The organism is Blautia caccae, assembly GCF_040095955.1.
GTDB lineage: Bacteria > Bacillota > Clostridia > Lachnospirales > Lachnospiraceae > Blautia > Blautia celeris.
Map to the genome: position 1 here is coordinate 146,784 of NZ_JBBMFP010000009.1, position 16,656 is coordinate 163,439.

17 protein-coding genes are annotated in these 16,656 nt (G+C 48.3%); 5 read left to right on the forward strand and 12 right to left on the reverse strand.

Annotated elements, in window-relative coordinates; translation table 11 throughout:
* Window positions 1–4 precede the first annotated feature (4 nt).
* The gene (locus tag WMO65_RS11950; RefSeq protein ID WP_033140495.1) at window positions 5–994 is read left to right on the forward strand and encodes a uroporphyrinogen decarboxylase family protein; all 990 of its coding nucleotides are present in this window, start codon (window positions 5–7) and stop codon (window positions 992–994) included.
* A 51-nt stretch (window positions 995–1,045) separates the two neighbouring features.
* Here WMO65_RS11950 and WMO65_RS11955 read toward each other — a convergent pair whose 3' ends face one another.
* A complete protein-coding gene (locus WMO65_RS11955) occupies window positions 1,046–2,146 on the reverse strand; it encodes a DUF362 domain-containing protein (RefSeq protein WP_033140496.1) in 1,101 nt (366 codons plus the stop codon).
* 180 nt (window positions 2,147–2,326) lie between these two features.
* Here WMO65_RS11955 and WMO65_RS11960 point away from each other — a divergent pair, with 180 nt between their 5' ends.
* Complete coding sequence (locus WMO65_RS11960; RefSeq protein WP_148391574.1) at window positions 2,327–3,115, forward strand: arylamine N-acetyltransferase family protein; 789 nt, start codon at window positions 2,327–2,329, stop codon at window positions 3,113–3,115.
* Here WMO65_RS11960 and WMO65_RS11965 read toward each other — a convergent pair.
* From WMO65_RS11965 to WMO65_RS11985, 5 genes are all read right to left on the reverse strand, one after another.
* Window positions 3,097–3,468 (reverse strand): hypothetical protein, encoded by a 372-nt coding sequence (locus WMO65_RS11965; protein ID WP_052099265.1) that lies wholly within the window; start codon window positions 3,466–3,468, stop codon window positions 3,097–3,099. The two genes, WMO65_RS11960 and WMO65_RS11965, sit on opposite strands and share 19 nt — an antisense overlap.
* A 14-nt stretch (window positions 3,469–3,482) precedes the next feature.
* Window positions 3,483–4,730: a Y-family DNA polymerase gene (locus WMO65_RS11970; protein ID WP_330641548.1), complete on the reverse strand. Its 1,248-nt coding sequence runs from the start codon at window positions 4,728–4,730 to the stop codon at window positions 3,483–3,485.
* A 90-nt stretch (window positions 4,731–4,820) separates the two neighbouring features.
* Entirely contained in the window at window positions 4,821–5,408 is a 588-nt protein-coding gene (locus tag WMO65_RS11975) for an SOS response-associated peptidase (RefSeq protein WP_033140616.1), read from the reverse strand.
* A 101-nt stretch (window positions 5,409–5,509) separates the two neighbouring features.
* Window positions 5,510–5,728: a hypothetical protein gene (locus tag WMO65_RS11980; RefSeq protein WP_033140498.1), complete on the reverse strand. Its 219-nt coding sequence runs from the start codon at window positions 5,726–5,728 to the stop codon at window positions 5,510–5,512.
* A 163-nt stretch (window positions 5,729–5,891) separates the two neighbouring features.
* Entirely contained in the window at window positions 5,892–7,217 is a 1,326-nt protein-coding gene (locus tag WMO65_RS11985; RefSeq protein WP_148391576.1) for a replication-associated recombination protein A, read from the reverse strand.
* Between the two features lie 168 nt (window positions 7,218–7,385).
* On the opposite strand from WMO65_RS11985, the gene WMO65_RS11990 reads away from it, so the two are divergent.
* Both WMO65_RS11990 and WMO65_RS11995 read left to right on the forward strand, forming a co-directional pair.
* Window positions 7,386–7,916: a sigma-70 family RNA polymerase sigma factor gene (locus WMO65_RS11990; RefSeq protein ID WP_148391577.1), complete on the forward strand. Its 531-nt coding sequence runs from the start codon at window positions 7,386–7,388 to the stop codon at window positions 7,914–7,916.
* The gene (locus tag WMO65_RS11995) at window positions 7,909–9,108 is read left to right on the forward strand and encodes a DUF4179 domain-containing protein (protein ID WP_103731690.1); all 1,200 of its coding nucleotides are present in this window, start codon (window positions 7,909–7,911) and stop codon (window positions 9,106–9,108) included. Before WMO65_RS11990 ends, WMO65_RS11995 begins: the two co-directional genes overlap by 8 nt.
* Before the next feature lie 199 nt (window positions 9,109–9,307).
* Here the strand turns inward: WMO65_RS11995 and WMO65_RS12000 are convergent, their stop codons facing one another.
* From WMO65_RS12000 to rhaM, 3 genes are all read right to left on the reverse strand, one after another.
* Window positions 9,308–10,141, reverse strand: a complete 834-nt coding sequence (locus WMO65_RS12000; protein ID WP_148391578.1) for an alpha/beta hydrolase — start codon at window positions 10,139–10,141, stop codon at window positions 9,308–9,310.
* A 111-nt stretch (window positions 10,142–10,252) separates the two neighbouring features.
* Window positions 10,253–10,603, reverse strand: coding sequence for a DUF2200 domain-containing protein (locus WMO65_RS12005; protein ID WP_148391579.1), 351 nt, complete (start codon window positions 10,601–10,603; stop codon window positions 10,253–10,255).
* A gap of 90 nt (window positions 10,604–10,693) precedes the next feature.
* Window positions 10,694–11,005 (reverse strand): L-rhamnose mutarotase, encoded by a 312-nt coding sequence (rhaM, locus tag WMO65_RS12010; protein WP_033140504.1) that lies wholly within the window; start codon window positions 11,003–11,005, stop codon window positions 10,694–10,696.
* Window positions 11,006–11,244: 239 nt separating this feature from the next.
* Here rhaM and WMO65_RS12015 point away from each other — a divergent pair, with 239 nt between their 5' ends.
* Window positions 11,245–12,237: an aldo/keto reductase gene (locus tag WMO65_RS12015; protein WP_148391580.1), complete on the forward strand. Its 993-nt coding sequence runs from the start codon at window positions 11,245–11,247 to the stop codon at window positions 12,235–12,237.
* Window positions 12,238–12,328: 91 nt separating this feature from the next.
* On the opposite strand, the gene WMO65_RS12020 is transcribed toward WMO65_RS12015, so the two are convergent.
* The 3 genes from WMO65_RS12020 to WMO65_RS12030 are packed head-to-tail and all read right to left on the reverse strand — an operon-like array spanning window position 12,329 to window position 16,471.
* Window positions 12,329–14,260 carry an ABC transporter ATP-binding protein gene (locus tag WMO65_RS12020; RefSeq protein WP_081960236.1) on the reverse strand — a complete coding sequence of 644 codons (1,932 nt, stop codon included), beginning with the start codon at window positions 14,258–14,260 and terminating at the stop codon, window positions 12,329–12,331.
* A complete protein-coding gene (locus WMO65_RS12025; protein ID WP_148391581.1) occupies window positions 14,260–16,023 on the reverse strand; it encodes an ABC transporter ATP-binding protein in 1,764 nt (587 codons plus the stop codon). The genes WMO65_RS12020 and WMO65_RS12025 overlap by 1 nt, the downstream gene beginning before the upstream one ends.
* A 13-nt stretch (window positions 16,024–16,036) precedes the next feature.
* Window positions 16,037–16,471 carry a MarR family winged helix-turn-helix transcriptional regulator gene (locus tag WMO65_RS12030; protein WP_148391582.1) on the reverse strand — a complete coding sequence of 145 codons (435 nt, stop codon included), beginning with the start codon at window positions 16,469–16,471 and terminating at the stop codon, window positions 16,037–16,039.
* Window positions 16,472–16,656 lie beyond the last annotated feature (185 nt).

Here is a 16,656-nt window from a genome sequence, read left to right on the forward strand (position 1 = left end):
CTATATGCTGACGAAAAGAGAAAATTTCCTGGAAACCATCCGGGGCGGCAGACCTGACCGTTTTGTCAACCAATATGAAGCTTTCCGGATACTTTACAATCCCGTTATGATGCACAGCCCAATGCCCGGCCCCGGGGATCTATATGTGGTGAATGACTGGGGAATCGTAAATTCATGGCCGGCCGGAACACCGGGACCTTTCCCGGTACACAAGCCGGAAACCATTGTCATCAAGGATATTACCCACTGGAGAGATTATGTCCATGCCCCCGCCACCAAATATTCGGAGGCGGAGTGGGAGCCGTTTATCAAACAGGCGGAAGAGGTGGACCGGAAAGAATATTTTGCTACCCCCTTCGTGGCGCCGGGGCTTTTTGAACAGTGCCACCACCTGGGTGAGATTCAGAACACCCTCATCAACTTCTATGAGGAGCCTGAATACATGCACGAGCTGATCGACTATCTGACGGAATACGAGCTGTCCCTTGCGGAGGAAATCTGTACGCATTTAAAACCGGATGCCCTGTTCCACCACGACGACTGGGGAAGCCAGACTTCCACCTTCATCTCACCGGAAATGTTTGAGGAATTCTACCTTCCGTCCTATAAGAAGATTTACGGGATGTACAAATCCATGGGTGTGGAAGTGATCATACATCACTCTGATTCCTATGCGGCAACCCTGGTTCCCTACATGGTTGAGATGGGTATTGATGTATGGCAGGGAGTCATGTGCTCCAACAATATCCCGGATCTGATCGCAAAATACGGCGGGAAACTTTCTTTTATGGGCGGCATAGACAGTGCAAAAGTGGATTATGAAGGCTGGACAAGAGAAGTGATCGCAAAAGAAGTACGGCGTGCCTGCGAGGAAAACGGCAGATTGTATTTCATCCCCAACACTTCTCAGGGACTTCCCATGAGTACCTTCCCCGGTGTCTATGAGACAGTGACCGAGGAAATAGATAAATACAGCAAAGTGGTTTTTGGTTAATACCCTTTAAAAGGGCGCCCTGCAGTTCCCGCTGCAAAGGCGCCCTTCCTTTTATTCCTGTTTTTCAATATAATCTTTTAAAAATTCATAGATCTGATTCTCCGTTGGCGGACATCCCTTCAGGGAGTGCCGGAAGCATCTGGTACAATTACCGATTCCAAGCTCCCCGGATTTTTTCTGAAATCCCTGTCCGATGCAGATCTTTGTCTTCAGCTCTTTGAAAAGCCCTTCCTCCTTCAGTTGGTCCAGAGCAGGGATCAGATATCCATAACAGGCACTGCAGGATTCCACCTCCTCCACAGCGTCCTGAAGCTCCACGATTTTTCTCTTGACAGGCACATGAACGGAATGCTCCTGTTCATTGCAGGCGCGAAGCACGGCTTTTGAAAAATCAGCGCTTCCCACTCCCAGCTTCTCCGCTATTTTTATATATGGCACCTCCTCTGTTTCATAATTCAGAAGATGGCATACATAGGTGTCACAGAGCACCGGGTCGGCTGCCGCTAAAATCCTGTCCATCACCACCGGATTGCCCCCGTCCTCAAAGTCCAGGTCCCCGCAGATGTTGTCCACCACAATGAAATCCTGGCGCAATACTGTGTTCAGATGAGCAATCGGCTTGTGCAGCCCCATGGCGTGAAAATGTCTCTTCTCTTTATTGGGTATCAGCCCCTTCATGTTTTTCAGGGCACAGGTGACCTTTGTCTGGCAGTGTCCCTTCAGCACAGGCACATTGATCAGAAAATCAAGGGCCAGGGCACTGTCACAGATCTGCAGCTGCATTCCCGCACAGTCACAGGATGTGGTGCTGTCCTTCTGGGTATCCACAAGTTCTACCCCGTATTGCTTTGCCAGACTGTCATATCCGCACACCTGAAAAGCCTCCGCAGTCCGGTCTCCCACCCAGGAGCCCTCCAGGATCACCAGGTTTTCATAGTTTCTCTCCTGCAGATATTCCAGGATCCCGGCAATGATCTCCGGGTGTGTGGTAGCCCCGTAGGAAGCCTCTGTGGGGGATACCAGATTGGGCTTAATGCCGATGCGGCATCTTCTGTCAGGTATCCGTGTGTCCAGTTCTGCCTCTCTTAAAAGGCGCTTTGTCATCTCTTTGTAGTCTTTTCCGTGTATCATCAGAATTTCGTTTTTTTCCATTTCTCTGCCGGCTCCTTTATCGCCTCTTTTCTCTGGAAAACAGGCATTTTTTTCATTTTACTGTCACCAAAATAGTATCATAATTCCCCTGTATATGCTATACTTGTTTTATGGATTTTCCGCTGTCAAAAGCCTGCGGCAGCGGTACGTAAATACAAAAAGAGAAAAGGATTTATTACTATGTACGAAGAATTGTATGAACCCATTCCCCAGACAAAACCCTATCTGAAACGTCTGGGACTTACCGCTGTGCCGGCGGCTGACAAGGAGAATCTGGACCGGCTCATCTACGCCCACCAGCTCCATGTCCCCTTCGAGGATCTGGATGTGTGTGAATTCAAGAGAACCGCATCCCTGTCCATCTCCTCTCTGTATGAAAAGATCGTGTTGAAAAAACGGGGCGGATACTGCTATGAACTGAATGCACTTTTTGCCTCCCTGCTCACTGCCTGTGGGTATGAAGTCACACCCTGTATGGCCAGGATCATCCGGGACTGCGATGACGAGTTCATCCCCCCGATTTCCCACCGGATCAACCTTGTGCGGATAGACGGACAGCAGCATTTCTGTGACGTGGGATACGGCGGTCCCATGCCCGCTGCCTCCATGCCCCTTGTGGACGGCTTAAAGGAATGCATCAAGGGCCAGACCTTCCGTCTTGACCAGACAGATGCTTTCTGGTGGAAGCTTTCCTACTGCTCCAAAGATACGTTTTCCACTGTCATGAGCTTTTCCCCTGTTCCCTGTGAACCGGTGGATTTTGTGGCTTTGAACGCCTTTGCCTCCACCCACGAACATTCTGTCTTTCCGCGTCTGCGCATGGTGAATCTGCGGACGCCGGGAGGAAGTGTGTCCCTGATGGGAGACATTTTCACCTGTTCGGAAAACGGTGAAAAGACCGTCCGGCAGATAACGGAGGAGGAATTCCTCCCTGTGCTGGAACAGTATTTTCATCTGCATATCTCCTGATCTTCGGTACAAATCACCCCGTCTGCCGGCTGAGCAGACGGGGCATTCTTTATCATTGCCCAGCGGTGTTCCTCCAGAAAAAAGATGAGTTTTATCTCTGTCTCATATCCCTCTTCTTCTATTTTACAGACATATTCCAGTGTGGGAATGCCATTGTAGTGTTTTTCCTCCCTGCAAAGGACCCGGATGCTGCGGACCGTGTGGATCTGTCCTTCCTCATCCTGGTATTTTAAAAGCTGCAGGCTGGTATCCCCTTTGCTGGTAAACCAGCAGCCCACGGCAATGCTCTTTTGTTCTCCCCGGATACTGCCTGCATCCGCTTTCTCCATATGGATATCTGTGCCGAATGCCATAATTCTCTCTCCTCTCAGTGTTCACAGCGGTAACGTTTCTCCCTGGACATCCCGCCGCTCATATGGTCAATGGGGGATTCCAGGAACACAGCCCGCTTTACCGCATCCATACCATACCGCCTCCGTATGGTGTCCACGGCCCGGTCCAGCCGCTCCAGTTTCCCGTAATCCCTTGTGTCAAAAAGTTCCATCTGCCGCATGGCATTTTCATCCTGTATCCTGCCTGTGTGTATGCCCAGATGCCGGATGGGAAGCCCGTCCCAGAGTTCCAGAAAGAGACTGCAGGCATGGCGGTGCAGCTCCTCTGTAATGTTCGTGGGAGCCGGAAGCCGGCACTGATGAGAGGCAGTCTGAAAAAGATAATCCTTGATACTCACAGACAGCACTTCTGCCTTCTTTCCGTCCTTTCTAAGTCTGGCTCCCACCGTTTCCGCCAGAGCCAGAAGCACCAGGGATGCCTGAGACGCAGATGTCACATCCACCGGAATGGTGGTGGAATTTCCATATCCCTTGTTGGGCGGCGGCACAGCCTCCACCAGGGAAAAGTCTCTTCCGTTGGCAAAATTCCAGATAAGCTCCCCCTGCTTCTTCATGTGCCGTTTCAGTATCTCCACATCAGTCCGCGCCAGATCCCCTATGGTATAGATACCCAGATTACAGAGTTTTTTTGCCGAAGCCCTCCCCACAAAAAACAGCTCACTTACAGGAAGGGGCCACAGCTTCAGCGGAATCTCCTGCGCAAAAAGGGTGTGCGTCCTGTCAGGCTTCCTGAAATCAGAAGCCATCTTTGCCAGCAGCTTGTTCTCAGAGATACCGATATTGACGGTAAATCCCAGCTCTTCCCGGATTCTTTCACGGATACGGTCAGCCGCCTGTTCCGGGGATCCGAAAAGTTTTTGCGTGCCGCTCATATCCACGTATGCCTCGTCAATAGAATACTGCTCCACATCCGGGGAATATTCCCTCAAAAGAGTCAGCAGGGCATGGGAACTCCTGTCATAGAGGCTGTAATCGGGAGGTACAATGGTAAGGGGGCCGTACTTCTGCCTGGCCTCCCAGATCGAGTCACCGGTACGGATTCCGTATGCTTTTGCCGGCATGGATTTCGCCAGAATGATTCCATGCCTCTGGTTTACATCCCCTCCCACCGCGGAAGGAATATCCCGCAGATCCAGAACTTCTCCCCTGTATTTCCTTCTGTATACCGCCTCCCAGGACAGATAGGCACTGTTGACATCCACATGAAAAATGACCTTCTCCATTTTCATCACCTCATTACATTCTATTCATGTAAGAATTATATCAGAACGTATGTTCTGTTTTAAATAGGTGATTCATGGAAAAAGGACCCGCTACTGCAGGTCCAGTGTCTGTTGCTCATATTCTGTACTATTATAAAGCATGACCGGTGTCTGCCCAAGCAGGTCTTCCGCCTTCTGTCTGCTGAAGATCCAGTCCTTAACCTGCCGTTCCTCCAGGATCAGGGGCATCCTGTCATGAATCCGGCGCATGGAGTCATTGGCCTGCGTGGTCAGAATCACAAACCGTTCTTCCTCTCCATACCGGTTATAAATGCCGGCAAAAAATAAAATTCTGCCGTCAGGTCTTGTAAATGTGTACTTTTCTTTCTTTTTATCCCACTCATAGAAATTTTTGGCCGGGATCACGCATCTCCGAAGAAGAAGGCTGTCGCGAAATGTTCTCTTTTCCAGTGCTGTCTCCTGCCTTGCGTTAAAGATCACCCGGCTTTTTTCAAATCCGGGAAATCCCCACATAAGCTCCTCCCCGCACAGCTCTCCCTCTCTTCCCGTGACCACAGGTGCACTCTGGGAGGGAAATACATCCCGGCTCTTTTCTTCCAGCAGTTTTTTATCAATCTGGCGTACCAATTTTTCCATTTCCCTGATGGTATCATCATCAATATAATATCTGCCGCACATAAGCCCTCCTTTTTTCTTTCCTATCTGTAAGGATGCGCATCTGTATTTCTCTTTATTCTCCGTGTGAAAAGGAGATGCGAAAAATCGCATCTCCCCTGTTCTCACGCCTCTGTAAAGGTATACCTCTCTTTTACGCCGTTGGTCACAACTTCGTACACAACGGAACCGTCCTCACGCTCTGTCTTCTCACAGGTGGAAACTTTGCTGGTCAAACCCTTCATGTAAGTGTCCAGATCATCGGTATCCACTTCTTTGATCTGGGAATCCGGATGTCCGTCACACAGATTATAAATCTCATGAATCAGTTCATAATGTTTCATACACAATTACCTCCTTGTATTCATGGTTTCTATACATAACTGCTCTTATACACGGTCAGCGCAGTCAATGCGCAGATCTGACGGGACAGTTACTTTATACTTCTATTATAAACGAATTTCCTAATTTTTACAAAGCTTCTTTTTGATTTTTCAGTTTTTTCTTCTATTCTTCGGAATGTTCTCTCTTCCACTGCAGAACAGACTCCAAACGCGCTCTGACAATTTTTTCCTCCCCCTGTTCTGTGGGGTGGTAATAACGTCTGTCCTTTAGAGAATCCGGCATACACTGCATGGTGCTCAGTTTCTCCTGTGTATCATGGGCATAGACATATCCCTGTCCGTAGTCCAGCTCCTTCATAAGCTTTGTGGGCGCGTTGCGCAGCTGGAGGGGAACCGGTTCTGCTCTTTTATTCTTCACATCCTCCTTGCAGTGCTCGCAGGCAGCATACAGGGCATTGGATTTCGGCGCCATGGCAAGATATGTAACTGCATGTGTCAGATGCACATCGCACTCCGGCATTCCCAGAAAATGACAGGCCTGGTATGCTGCCACTGCCACCTGCAGGGCATTGCTGTCCGCCATCCCCACATCCTCACTGGCAAAGCGTATCAGCCTCCTGGCAATATAGAGAGGATTTTCCCCGCCCTCCAGCATCCGGCACATCCAGTAAATAGCCGCGTCCGGGTCACTGTTCCGCATGGATTTATGCAGGGCGGATATCAGGTTATAATGCTCCTCCCCGGTCTTGTCATACAGCAGGGATTTCCTGCTGATGCACTGCTCCATCCCTTCTCGGGTCACGGTAATGCCCTCTGCCGTGATCTCCCCGTTTAAGACCGCCATCTCCAAGGTGTTGAGGGCAGTTCTGGCATCTCCGTTTGCAAAAGCAGCTATGGCCGTAAGCTGTTCCTCTGTGATACGGACATTCTGCCCGCCAAACCCTGCCGGGTTTACCAGGGCATGTTCCAAAAGCTTCACCAGATCCTTTTCCTCCAGTGCCTTCAGCACAAATACCTTACACCGTGACAAAAGAGCCGCGTTGATCTCAAAGGAAGGATTCTCCGTGGTGGCCCCGATGAGCGTAATACTGCCCTTCTCCACATACGGGAGAAAAGCATCCTGCTGGGCTTTGTTAAAGCGGTGGATCTCGTCCACAAAAAGAACCGTGCGGATTCCCATTCTCCGGCTGGTCTCCGCATGGCTCATCACATCTTTGATCTCTTTGATGCCGCTGGTCACCGCGCTGAAATTAATAAAATCAGCTTTTGTCCTTCCCGCAATGATACTGGCCAGCGTGGTTTTCCCCACTCCGGGCGGCCCCCAGAAGATCATGGAAGAGATCTGGTCCCGCTCTATGAGCTGACGCAGCATCTTCCCTCTTCCTAGCAGATGCTCCTGCCCTACAAAATCCTCCAGACGCTCCGGCCTCAGGCGGCTTGCAAGGGGAGCCGTCTGCCCTCTGTCGTCAAATAATGTCATCTGTTCCATATCACCTGTACCTCCGTAAACGAACCGTCTTAACTCATCATTACTATCTTACCAAACATTCGTTCGCACAGCAATATTTCTTTTTTTATTGTAACCATTTATGTTATATTAAAGTCTAATCAGTATAATCATCATGCATGAATGAAAACTGACGTGGGAGGAAAATGTGTGGACAAAGAAAAAATGGCGAAAAAAGCCATGCGCGGAGATACAAAAGCCTATGGGGAGCTGGTTCATCTATATCAGGAATACTTATACAGTGTCGCCTTTCTGCATGTAAAAAATGAACAGACTGCGCTGGACATGGTTTCCGAATGTATCATAAAAGGCTACGAAAACATAGGCCGTCTGCGGGAACCGAAATACTTCCGAACCTGGATGACAAGAATCCTGTTGAATGCCATAAACGACTATTACAGAAAAAACCCTGAATGCGCCGTTTATGAAGACGCCTGTATGGCAATAACAGAAAGTCCGAATATGGGCATATCACCGGAGGAAAAAATAGATTTATACCAGGCAGTGGACGCTCTTCCGCCGCGTTACAAAACGATCATTATCCTGCAGTATTTTGAGAACCTGAAAATAAGTGAGATTGCCTTTGCCCTGGACATCCCGGAAGGCTCCGTAAAAGCTTATTCCCACAGGGCTAAGGAAAAGCTCAGACAATATCTGAAGGAGGACTACCTGTATGTATGAAGATAACAGAATAAAAATACCGGAAGAACTGGGGCAGGTTGTTGAAAACAGTCTCCGGAAAGTCAAGAAAATTCACAGGCGAAAGGTATTCTGCAAAGTCTGTCTCACCGCCGGTGCCTGTGCCGCTGCCATTACGCTTCTGCTTGTATGGGGGTTCAAAAATCCTGTAATGGCCAGTAAGCTGCCTGCCATCGGACATTTGTTCTCCCAAATCGAGAAGGACGTCAGCTACAAAGGAAATTTCAGCTCCAAGGCCAATATTCTGCTGCCGGAGGATAAAGGCAGCCGGACAGACTCCCCTTATATACAGGAATCCAATGGAATCACCATCTCCGTCACTGAGACATACTGCAATAATCTGGCCGTCTACCTGGCTGTGGAGATTTATAATGAAGAAGCATTTCCCGATGACTTTATGGCTACAAAATATGATGAAAACTATATTGACGGATATGATGTACTTCGTATGGACAGCATTGACACCTTCAGTTTCGACAGTCCCAAAAGTTCTTATGAACCGTTTCAGATACAGGGGAATTATAAGGATGCGCATACCTTTATAGGAATCATACGTGCAGAGACCGGAGCTGCCAATTTCCGCCTGGAACAGGATACTGAGGTGCCTGAAACCTTCCAGTATGAACTGAATATCAGCAGTTTATCCGGCTATATTTACAGTGGCTGGGTCGAGGATACCTACATCGATCCCGTGACAGGGGAGGAAGGGATCTGCAGACACTTAGACGGACAGGAATCCAAAGTTTACAAGGGTAACTGGAACTTCAAATTTGATCTTAAAATCGACCCGGCACAGATACAGACAGTCACTTTAAATGACGTGAATGACAAAGGAGTCGGCATTAAGGAGGTTGTTAAAACGCCCTTCGAGATAACTGCCACTTACGTTCATCCGGAAGGTACGAAAGCATACGACTATGCTCTTGTCATCTGTGACGCCAACGGCGATTTCCTGGATTTCCAGGGAGAAAATACAAGAAATACATACCAGACTTATGAGCGGAATACGGATACGGTCTCAATCTTTCTCTTTGAAAACGAACAATTCTGGTCAGGGCTGGTGCAGTATTATTGGGCTGAGGACTACGAAACAAAACGGAAAACGAAAACTTTTGCGGAATATTTAGAGGAACATGCCCTTTACAGCACGCATGTGGATTTCACAGATAAGTAGGAACGGCTGTCCGCAAACGAAAACAGAAGCATGTCAGGATTCCTGTATCATCAGGTATTTCCCGGCATGCTTCTTCTTAATAGAAAAATCTTCTTATCCCTGCAGCAAATCTCTTGCTTCCGACTCATCATGGGCAACATCCCTGAGACCATAATGTTCCGGTGTTGCTCTTGCAGGAACCACCATACTGTCCTGCCAGCTATATACCGACATTCCCGCTGTTTCTTCCCAACCCTGTATTCTCTGTGGGAAGCCATTCCATGGCACGTTTGATATAAGTATCCCAGAAATCCCATTCATGAGCTCCTGCACCGCTTTCATATACTGCATTCACCCCGTTTTCTTTCAGAAAATGATACATATCCAGATTAACGTCTCTCAGGCCGTCCTGTTCTCCGCATGCTATGTACACTTCAGGAAATTCTGCATGCTCTTCTTTTATTCGTCTGACGAGATATTTGGGGTTATTCTCACTTTCAGCCACTTGATCAAGATTTCCCCAGATGCTCTCCGCGTAATCCCTTCTTTCAAGCACATTTACGGTATCGTTTGTCCTGTGGGGCAGCTCCTCTATCAGGAACGCTCCGGAAAGAGACACAATATATCCGAATGTCTCATGATACTTCAGCCCGTTTAGCAAAGCTCCGGCTCCGCCCATTGACAGGCCGCCGATAAAGGTATCTTCCTTTTTTCTTGAAAGAGGAAACATTTTCCGGGTCAACTCCACTAACTCTTTTCCCACAAACTTCCCGTAATTGTTCATGGCTTCCGGGTGATCCACATAAAAAGAATTATCTCCTGAAGGCATGACAACCGCCAGATCGTGCTCTTCCGCATACCGCATGATCTTAGTCCCTGTCACCCAATCCATATAGTTTCCGAAGATTCCGTGGAGCAGGTAAAGCGTTTTGTATGGTTTCTCCTCTCTGGCCGGCATTCCCGGCATCTGCTGCTTGTCTACCGGCAGGATCACATTCACCGGAACTGTACGCATTAAATTTTGTGATAATAAATTCATTTGGATAAAAGCCATGATCTGTTTTCTCCTTTTGTTAAATTTGATGTGCGGGTACTGGAACTCCTTAAATTATATCTAATTGTACCTTAAAAGTTCCCGTATGGCATTTGGAATCAGCAGAACCCCTCATGTTCTTAATATTTTATCCATTGCCTTTCCTCTTGCAAGTTCATCGATCAGTTTATCAAGGTATCTGATTTCCTGCATAAGGGGTTCCTCAATCTCCTCCACTCTGATACCGCATACGGTTCCTTTGATCAATTTTCTGTTTGGATTCATATTCGGCGCATTTTCAAAAAAGGCGGCATAAGTTATGGGATTCTCAGTCATCGCATCGATTTCGTCATGACTGTATCCTGTGAGCCAGCAGATGATTTCATCCACTTCTTCTTTCTGCCGTCCTTTTTTCAGTGCTTTATTGACCAGAAGCGGATAAATCTTTGAAAAACTCATCTGATATACTTTATCGTTATTCATTGGCGTGTCCTCCGCATTTATGATTCCCTGATTTCAGGATTTTCTGCTTCTTCCGGAGCGTGTTTAAAAAATCGCTTTCGGCAGGCTGTATCAGTCCAGATGGAACAGAGGTTTTAAGTCCACGGAAACCGGGCTGTTGTCAGGATTTGTCTCCATAATATCCGCCATAAAATCCCACCATTTCCGATTGATCACAGTGTCTGCCCCTTTTGCCCATAGTTCTTCATTATCAATTTCTATGTACCCAAATAAGGTAAGGGTCTCACGGTCCAGAAAAATAGAGTAATTCTTACCTCCATGGGTGTGGATCATCTCTCTCATTTCAGGCCAGAGTTCGTTATGGCGTCTCTCATATTCCTCCTCAAAGCCGGGATATAATTTCATTTTAAATGCTTTATACATGTTTTTTCCTCCCAATCATCACTGAAACTTTTTATCACCTGTACGCAGGATTTCCGTAAAACAGCCCTGCAGCTGACTATCTCCATTATACTTTTCTTTCACCGGAAAAGCCATACCCATTGACAGGACTTCAGGAAATTTTTATAATAACGTTACTGTTTACACTGTGCCCGGCAATACGCTCCCCGATGCACAGATATAACAATACGCTGCTTCACACAGCGGGAAAGAAGGAAAATATGAAGACACTCTCTATTGGAAAATCAGATATATGCTCTCCATACATCGCCATGGGAACCTGGGCCATCGGCGGCGGTACCTGGTGGGGTGAAAACGATGATGCCCTCTCCATTCGTACCATTTCCGAGGCCATGGATCATGGGATTCTCTGGTTTGATACAGCTCCGGTCTACGGCATCGGCCACAGCGAGGAGGTTGTGGGAAAAGCCCTGAAGGGAAAACGTGACAAAGTTCTGCTCTCTACCAAATGCGGACTGGAATGGGATTATGAAACACCCTGTTTCCACAAAGTCATGGAAGGCCGTAAGGTATACCGGGACCTGTCCCCCAAAGGCATCCGCAAAAATCTGGAGGACAGCCTGCGCCGCCTGCAGACAGATTATATTGATATCTACTACACCCACTGGCAGTCTCCGGACTTCGCCCTCTATCCTCTGGAAGAGACCGTAGGCGTACTGATGGATTTGAAAAAAGAAGGGAAAATCCGTGCCATCGGAGCTTCCAATGTAAACGCGGATATCATCCGCCAATACTGCCGTTTTGGGCAGCTTGATGTGATTCAGGAAAAATACAGCATTGTGGATACCCGAATTGCCTCAGAACTGGTCCCTGTATGTGAAGAAAACCAGGTGTCCATACAGGCCTACTCTCCTCTGGAACAGGGACTGCTGACCGGTAAGGTGACTATGGATACAGTGCTCTCTTCCACGGATGTGAGAAATAAAAACCGTTTCTGGAAACCTGAAAACAGAAAGCTCATTCTTGATATGATGGAGAAATGGACGCCCCTTACGGAAAAATACGGCTGTTCCCCGGCAAACCTGGTCATTCGTTATACCGCTTCTGCTATAAATAACCTGAACATCCTGTGCGGCGCCCGGAAACCGGAACAGATTCTTGATAATGCCAAAGCCCTGGAACTGCAGTTACAGGAGGATGATATTCGCCGGATGACAACAATGCTCGATGAAGTCCGCAGTCATCTTATCTGACTTTCTTACAAAAGGGGATGTGCACCGCACATCCCCTATCCGGCTGTCAGCAAAGACAGATACGTCAAATGCTGCCCCTTCTATCTATTCTTTATGCCGTCTCCTCCGCAAAATTCCCCGTGTACAACTGATAATACTTCCCTTTCTCCTCCATGAGCTGGTCATGGGTTCCTCTCTCGATGATCCTTCCCTGTTCCAGGACCATAATACAGTCAGAATTCCGCACCGTTGACAGCCTGTGGGCGATGACAAAGGTAGTTCTGCCTTTCATCAGCCGGTCCATACCCTGCTGCACCAGTGTCTCCGTCCTGGTATCAATGGAGGAAGTTGCCTCATCCAGTATAAGCACAGGCGGGTCAGCCACAGCGGCCCGCGCGATTGCCAGAAGCTGCCTCTGGCCCTGGCTTAAATTGGAGCCGTCCCCGGTGAGCATGGTGTCATATCCATCCGGCAGACGTCGGATGAAACCATCTGCGTTTGCCAGTTTTGCCGCTGCCCTGCACTCCTCATCCGAAGCCTTCAGGCGGCCATAGCGGATGTTTTCCATCACGGTTCCTGTGAACAGGTGGGTATCCTGAAGCACCATGCCGAGAGAACGCCGCAGGTCGGATTTTCTGATCTTATTGATATTGATATTGTCATATCTTATCTTTCCATCCTGTATATCATAGAAACGGTTGATCAGGTTGGTGATCGTCGTCTTACCGGCACCGGTGCTTCCCACAAATGCGATCTTCTGTCCCGGTGTGGCAAAGAGTTTGATATTGTGCAGCACGATCTTATCGTCATTATATCCGAAATCCACATCGTTGAAGGTGACATCCCCCTCAAGCCTCTGATAGGTCACGGTCCCCTCCGCCTTGTGCGGATGCCTCCATGCCCATATACCGGTCCGCTTTTCGCTCTCTGTAAGGCTGCCGTCCGGCTGTTCTTCTGCGTTGACCAGCTCCACATAACCGTTATCCACCTCCGGCTCTGCGTCTAAAAGCCTGAAGACACGGTCCGCGCCTGCCATGGCCATAACGATGCTGTTCATCTGCTGGCTGATCTGTGTGACAGGCTGTGTAAAGTTCTTATTCAGTGACAGGAAGGATACCAGGGTTCCAAGCGTCAGCCCGGTAAATCCCTTCAGGGCCAGGACCGCGCCCAGTACGGCACAGAGCACATAGCTGATGTTGCCCAGGTTGCTGTTCACCGGCATCATGATATTGGCAAATGTGTTGGCCTTATCTGCACTGTCACGAAGCTCCTCGTTCAGCTTTCTGAAGTCCTTTACACTCTTCTCCTCATGGCAGAATACTTTTACTACCTTCTGGCCCTCCATCATTTCCTCAATATAACCATTTACCCGGCCCAGGTTCCTCTGCTGCTCACCGAAATATTTGCCGGATTTGCCGCTTAACTTTTTCGTGGTGACCATCATGATCCCGACCATCACCAGTGTCAAGAGGGTCATGGGGATATCCAACACGATCATGCTGGTAAATGTGATCACGATCGTCACCGCTGAGTTGACCACCTGGGGAATACTCTGGCTGATCAGCTGGCGGAGGGTATCCACGTCATTGGTATAGACAGACATAATATCCCCGTGGGCATGGGTATCAAAAAACTTGATGGGCAGAGACTCCATATGTGTAAACAGATCCACACGCAGGTGTCTCAAAGTACCCTGGCTGATGTATACCATGATCCGGTTGTAGGCAAATGCACACAGCACCCCCACCGCGTAGATCCCGATCAGCGTAAGAAGCGCCTTTTTCAGCGGCCCGAAATCAGGATTCGATGCTTTGGTCATGGGAATGATATATTCATCGATCAATTTCTGCATAAACAGGGTTCCGCTCAGGGTAGCCAGCGCTGTAGCTACAATACAGACCACTACCACAGCGAAAAGCCATTTATAATTTTTCATCATATATCCCAGCGTCCGCTTCAGGATCTTTCCCGCATTGTCCACCTTGGGTCTGGGACCGCGGACGTTCATGCCCGGGCCTTTTACTGCCTTTACATTTTCTGCCATTATGCTGCACCTCCTGTCTTCTTTCCGGCCTGGTCAAAGTCTCCGCCGCCTTTGATCTGTGTCTCATAAATCTCCTTATAAATATTGTTATTGGCCAGCAGATTCTCGTGTGTATCGAATCCGTTTACCCTTCCGTCATCCAGGACCAGGATTCTGTCCGCGTCCTGCACACTGGAAATCCTCTGGGCAATGATCAGCTTGGTGGTTCCCGGAATTGCCTTGGCAAAAGCATCTCTGATCTTCGCGTCTGTGGCAGTGTCCACGGCGCTGGTGGAATCATCCAGGATCAGTACCTTTGGTTTTTTCAGCAGCGCCCTGGCAATACAGAGCCTCTGTTTCTGGCCGCCGGACACGTTGGTCCCTCCCTGTTCGATGTAGGTCTCGTATTTGTCAGGGAACTGCTCAATAAATTCATCTGCACAGGCCTGGCGGCATGCTTCCACGCATTCCTCCTCAGTGGCCTGTTCATTTCCCCATCTCAGGTTATCCAGTATGGTGCCTGAGAAGAGGACATTTTTCTGAAGCACCACAGCCACCTGATTTCTCAGCTCCTCCATGTCATAGCTCCTCACATCCTTGCCGCCTACGGATACAGTCCCTCCCGTCACGTCGTAGAGACGGCTTATGAGATTCACAAGACTTGATTTTCCGCATCCGGTTCCGCCGATGATTCCCACGGTCTCCCCTGCTTTGATATGCAGGTCAATGTCTGTCAGTGTCTCTTTGCCGCTGCCGTGTTTGTAGGAAAAATTCACATGGTCAAAATCAATTCTTCCGTCCGGTATCACAGGATCGGGATTCTCCGGATTGACCAGATCCGCCTGATCATTCAGGACTTCGGCGATACGTCTGCCGCTTGCCGCACTCATAGTCACCATGACGAATATCATGGAGAGCATCATAAGGGACATGAGGATTCCCATAATATAACTGAACATGGAAGTCAGCTCACCTGTTGTCAGATCCCCCACAACAATGAATTTTGCTCCGAACCAGGAAAGCGCAATGATACAGAAACAGATGACAAACATCATCACCGGGCCATTCAGAGAAAGGAATTTCTCAGCTTTTACAAAGAGACGGTACAGATTGTCTGCAGCTTTTGTAAATTTTTCATTCTCATATTCTTCCCGCACATAGGCTTTCACCACACGGATCGCGGAGACATTTTCCTGTACACTGGCATTTAATGCATCGTATTTTTTAAATACCACATCAAATATCTTTGTTGTCCTGCTCATGACAAAGATAAGGACTGCAGCCAGAATCACAATAGCCACCACAAAGATCAGGCTCAGCCTTACATTAATGAAAAAACACATGAACATACTGCAGATCAGGGTAAAGGGAGCACGCACCGCGATTCTCAGGATCATCTGGTACGCGTTCTGCACATTAGTCACGTCTGTTGTCATACGGGTGACCAGACCTGCTGTACTGTATTTGTCAATATTGGAAAAAGAAAAGGTCTGTATATTGTCATACATGGCTTCTCTCAGATTACAGGCCAGACCTGAGGAAGCGCTTGCCGCATAGCGACCTGCCAGAACTCCGAAGAGCAGACTGAGCATGGCAAACACCAGCATGAGTGCACCGTACTGATACACCTTGGCAATGCTGCCGGCCTCAATCCCCTTATCAATGATTGCCGCTGTGATAAATGGTATCAGAACCTCCATCACCACTTCCAGGGCGGCATAAAGCGGTGTCAGCAGGGAAGCCTTCTTATACTGCTTCACCTGCGCAAGTAATGTCTTGATCATGTTGTAAGCCTCCTTATTGCTTTAAATTACTCAGCATTCGTCCCAGCAGTTCCGTCAAAAGCTGTTTTTCTCCCTCTGTAAAACCCCGGTACATACATTCCTCCAGGTCACGAAACCCCTGATCGATCTCTCCTTTCAGTTCATCTGCCCTCTCTGTAAGACGGATATGTTTCAGTCTCTCATCCGCAGGGTCCGGCACAAAACCTATGTATCCGGCATTTTTCAGCTTTTTCAGGAGAGATGACACGCTGGCTTTTGACAGCCCCAGGGAGATATGAAGATCCCTGGCGCAGATATCCTGGTCCGCATGGTCTGTCAGGTAGCACAGCACATTGCACTGAGCCGCAGACATCCCGTGCCTGACCATCATGGAATTACCTATGGACTCCATAGTCAGATTCAGCTTTTTCAGCAGACGCATCACATTTTCGTCCTTTACCTTCTGCATATTTTGTCTCCTTATCTGAAACAAGTTCGCTTGCTGACTGTTTCCTTACAAACTAGTTTTACACCATTTTTCCTTGTATGTGAATTAGAAAAATGTTATCATTAATAAAGTATATTAATTAATATATCTGGATTCTTTTTATTATAAGAAGCACAGCCCGCCGGACCGGTACACGCAGACACATC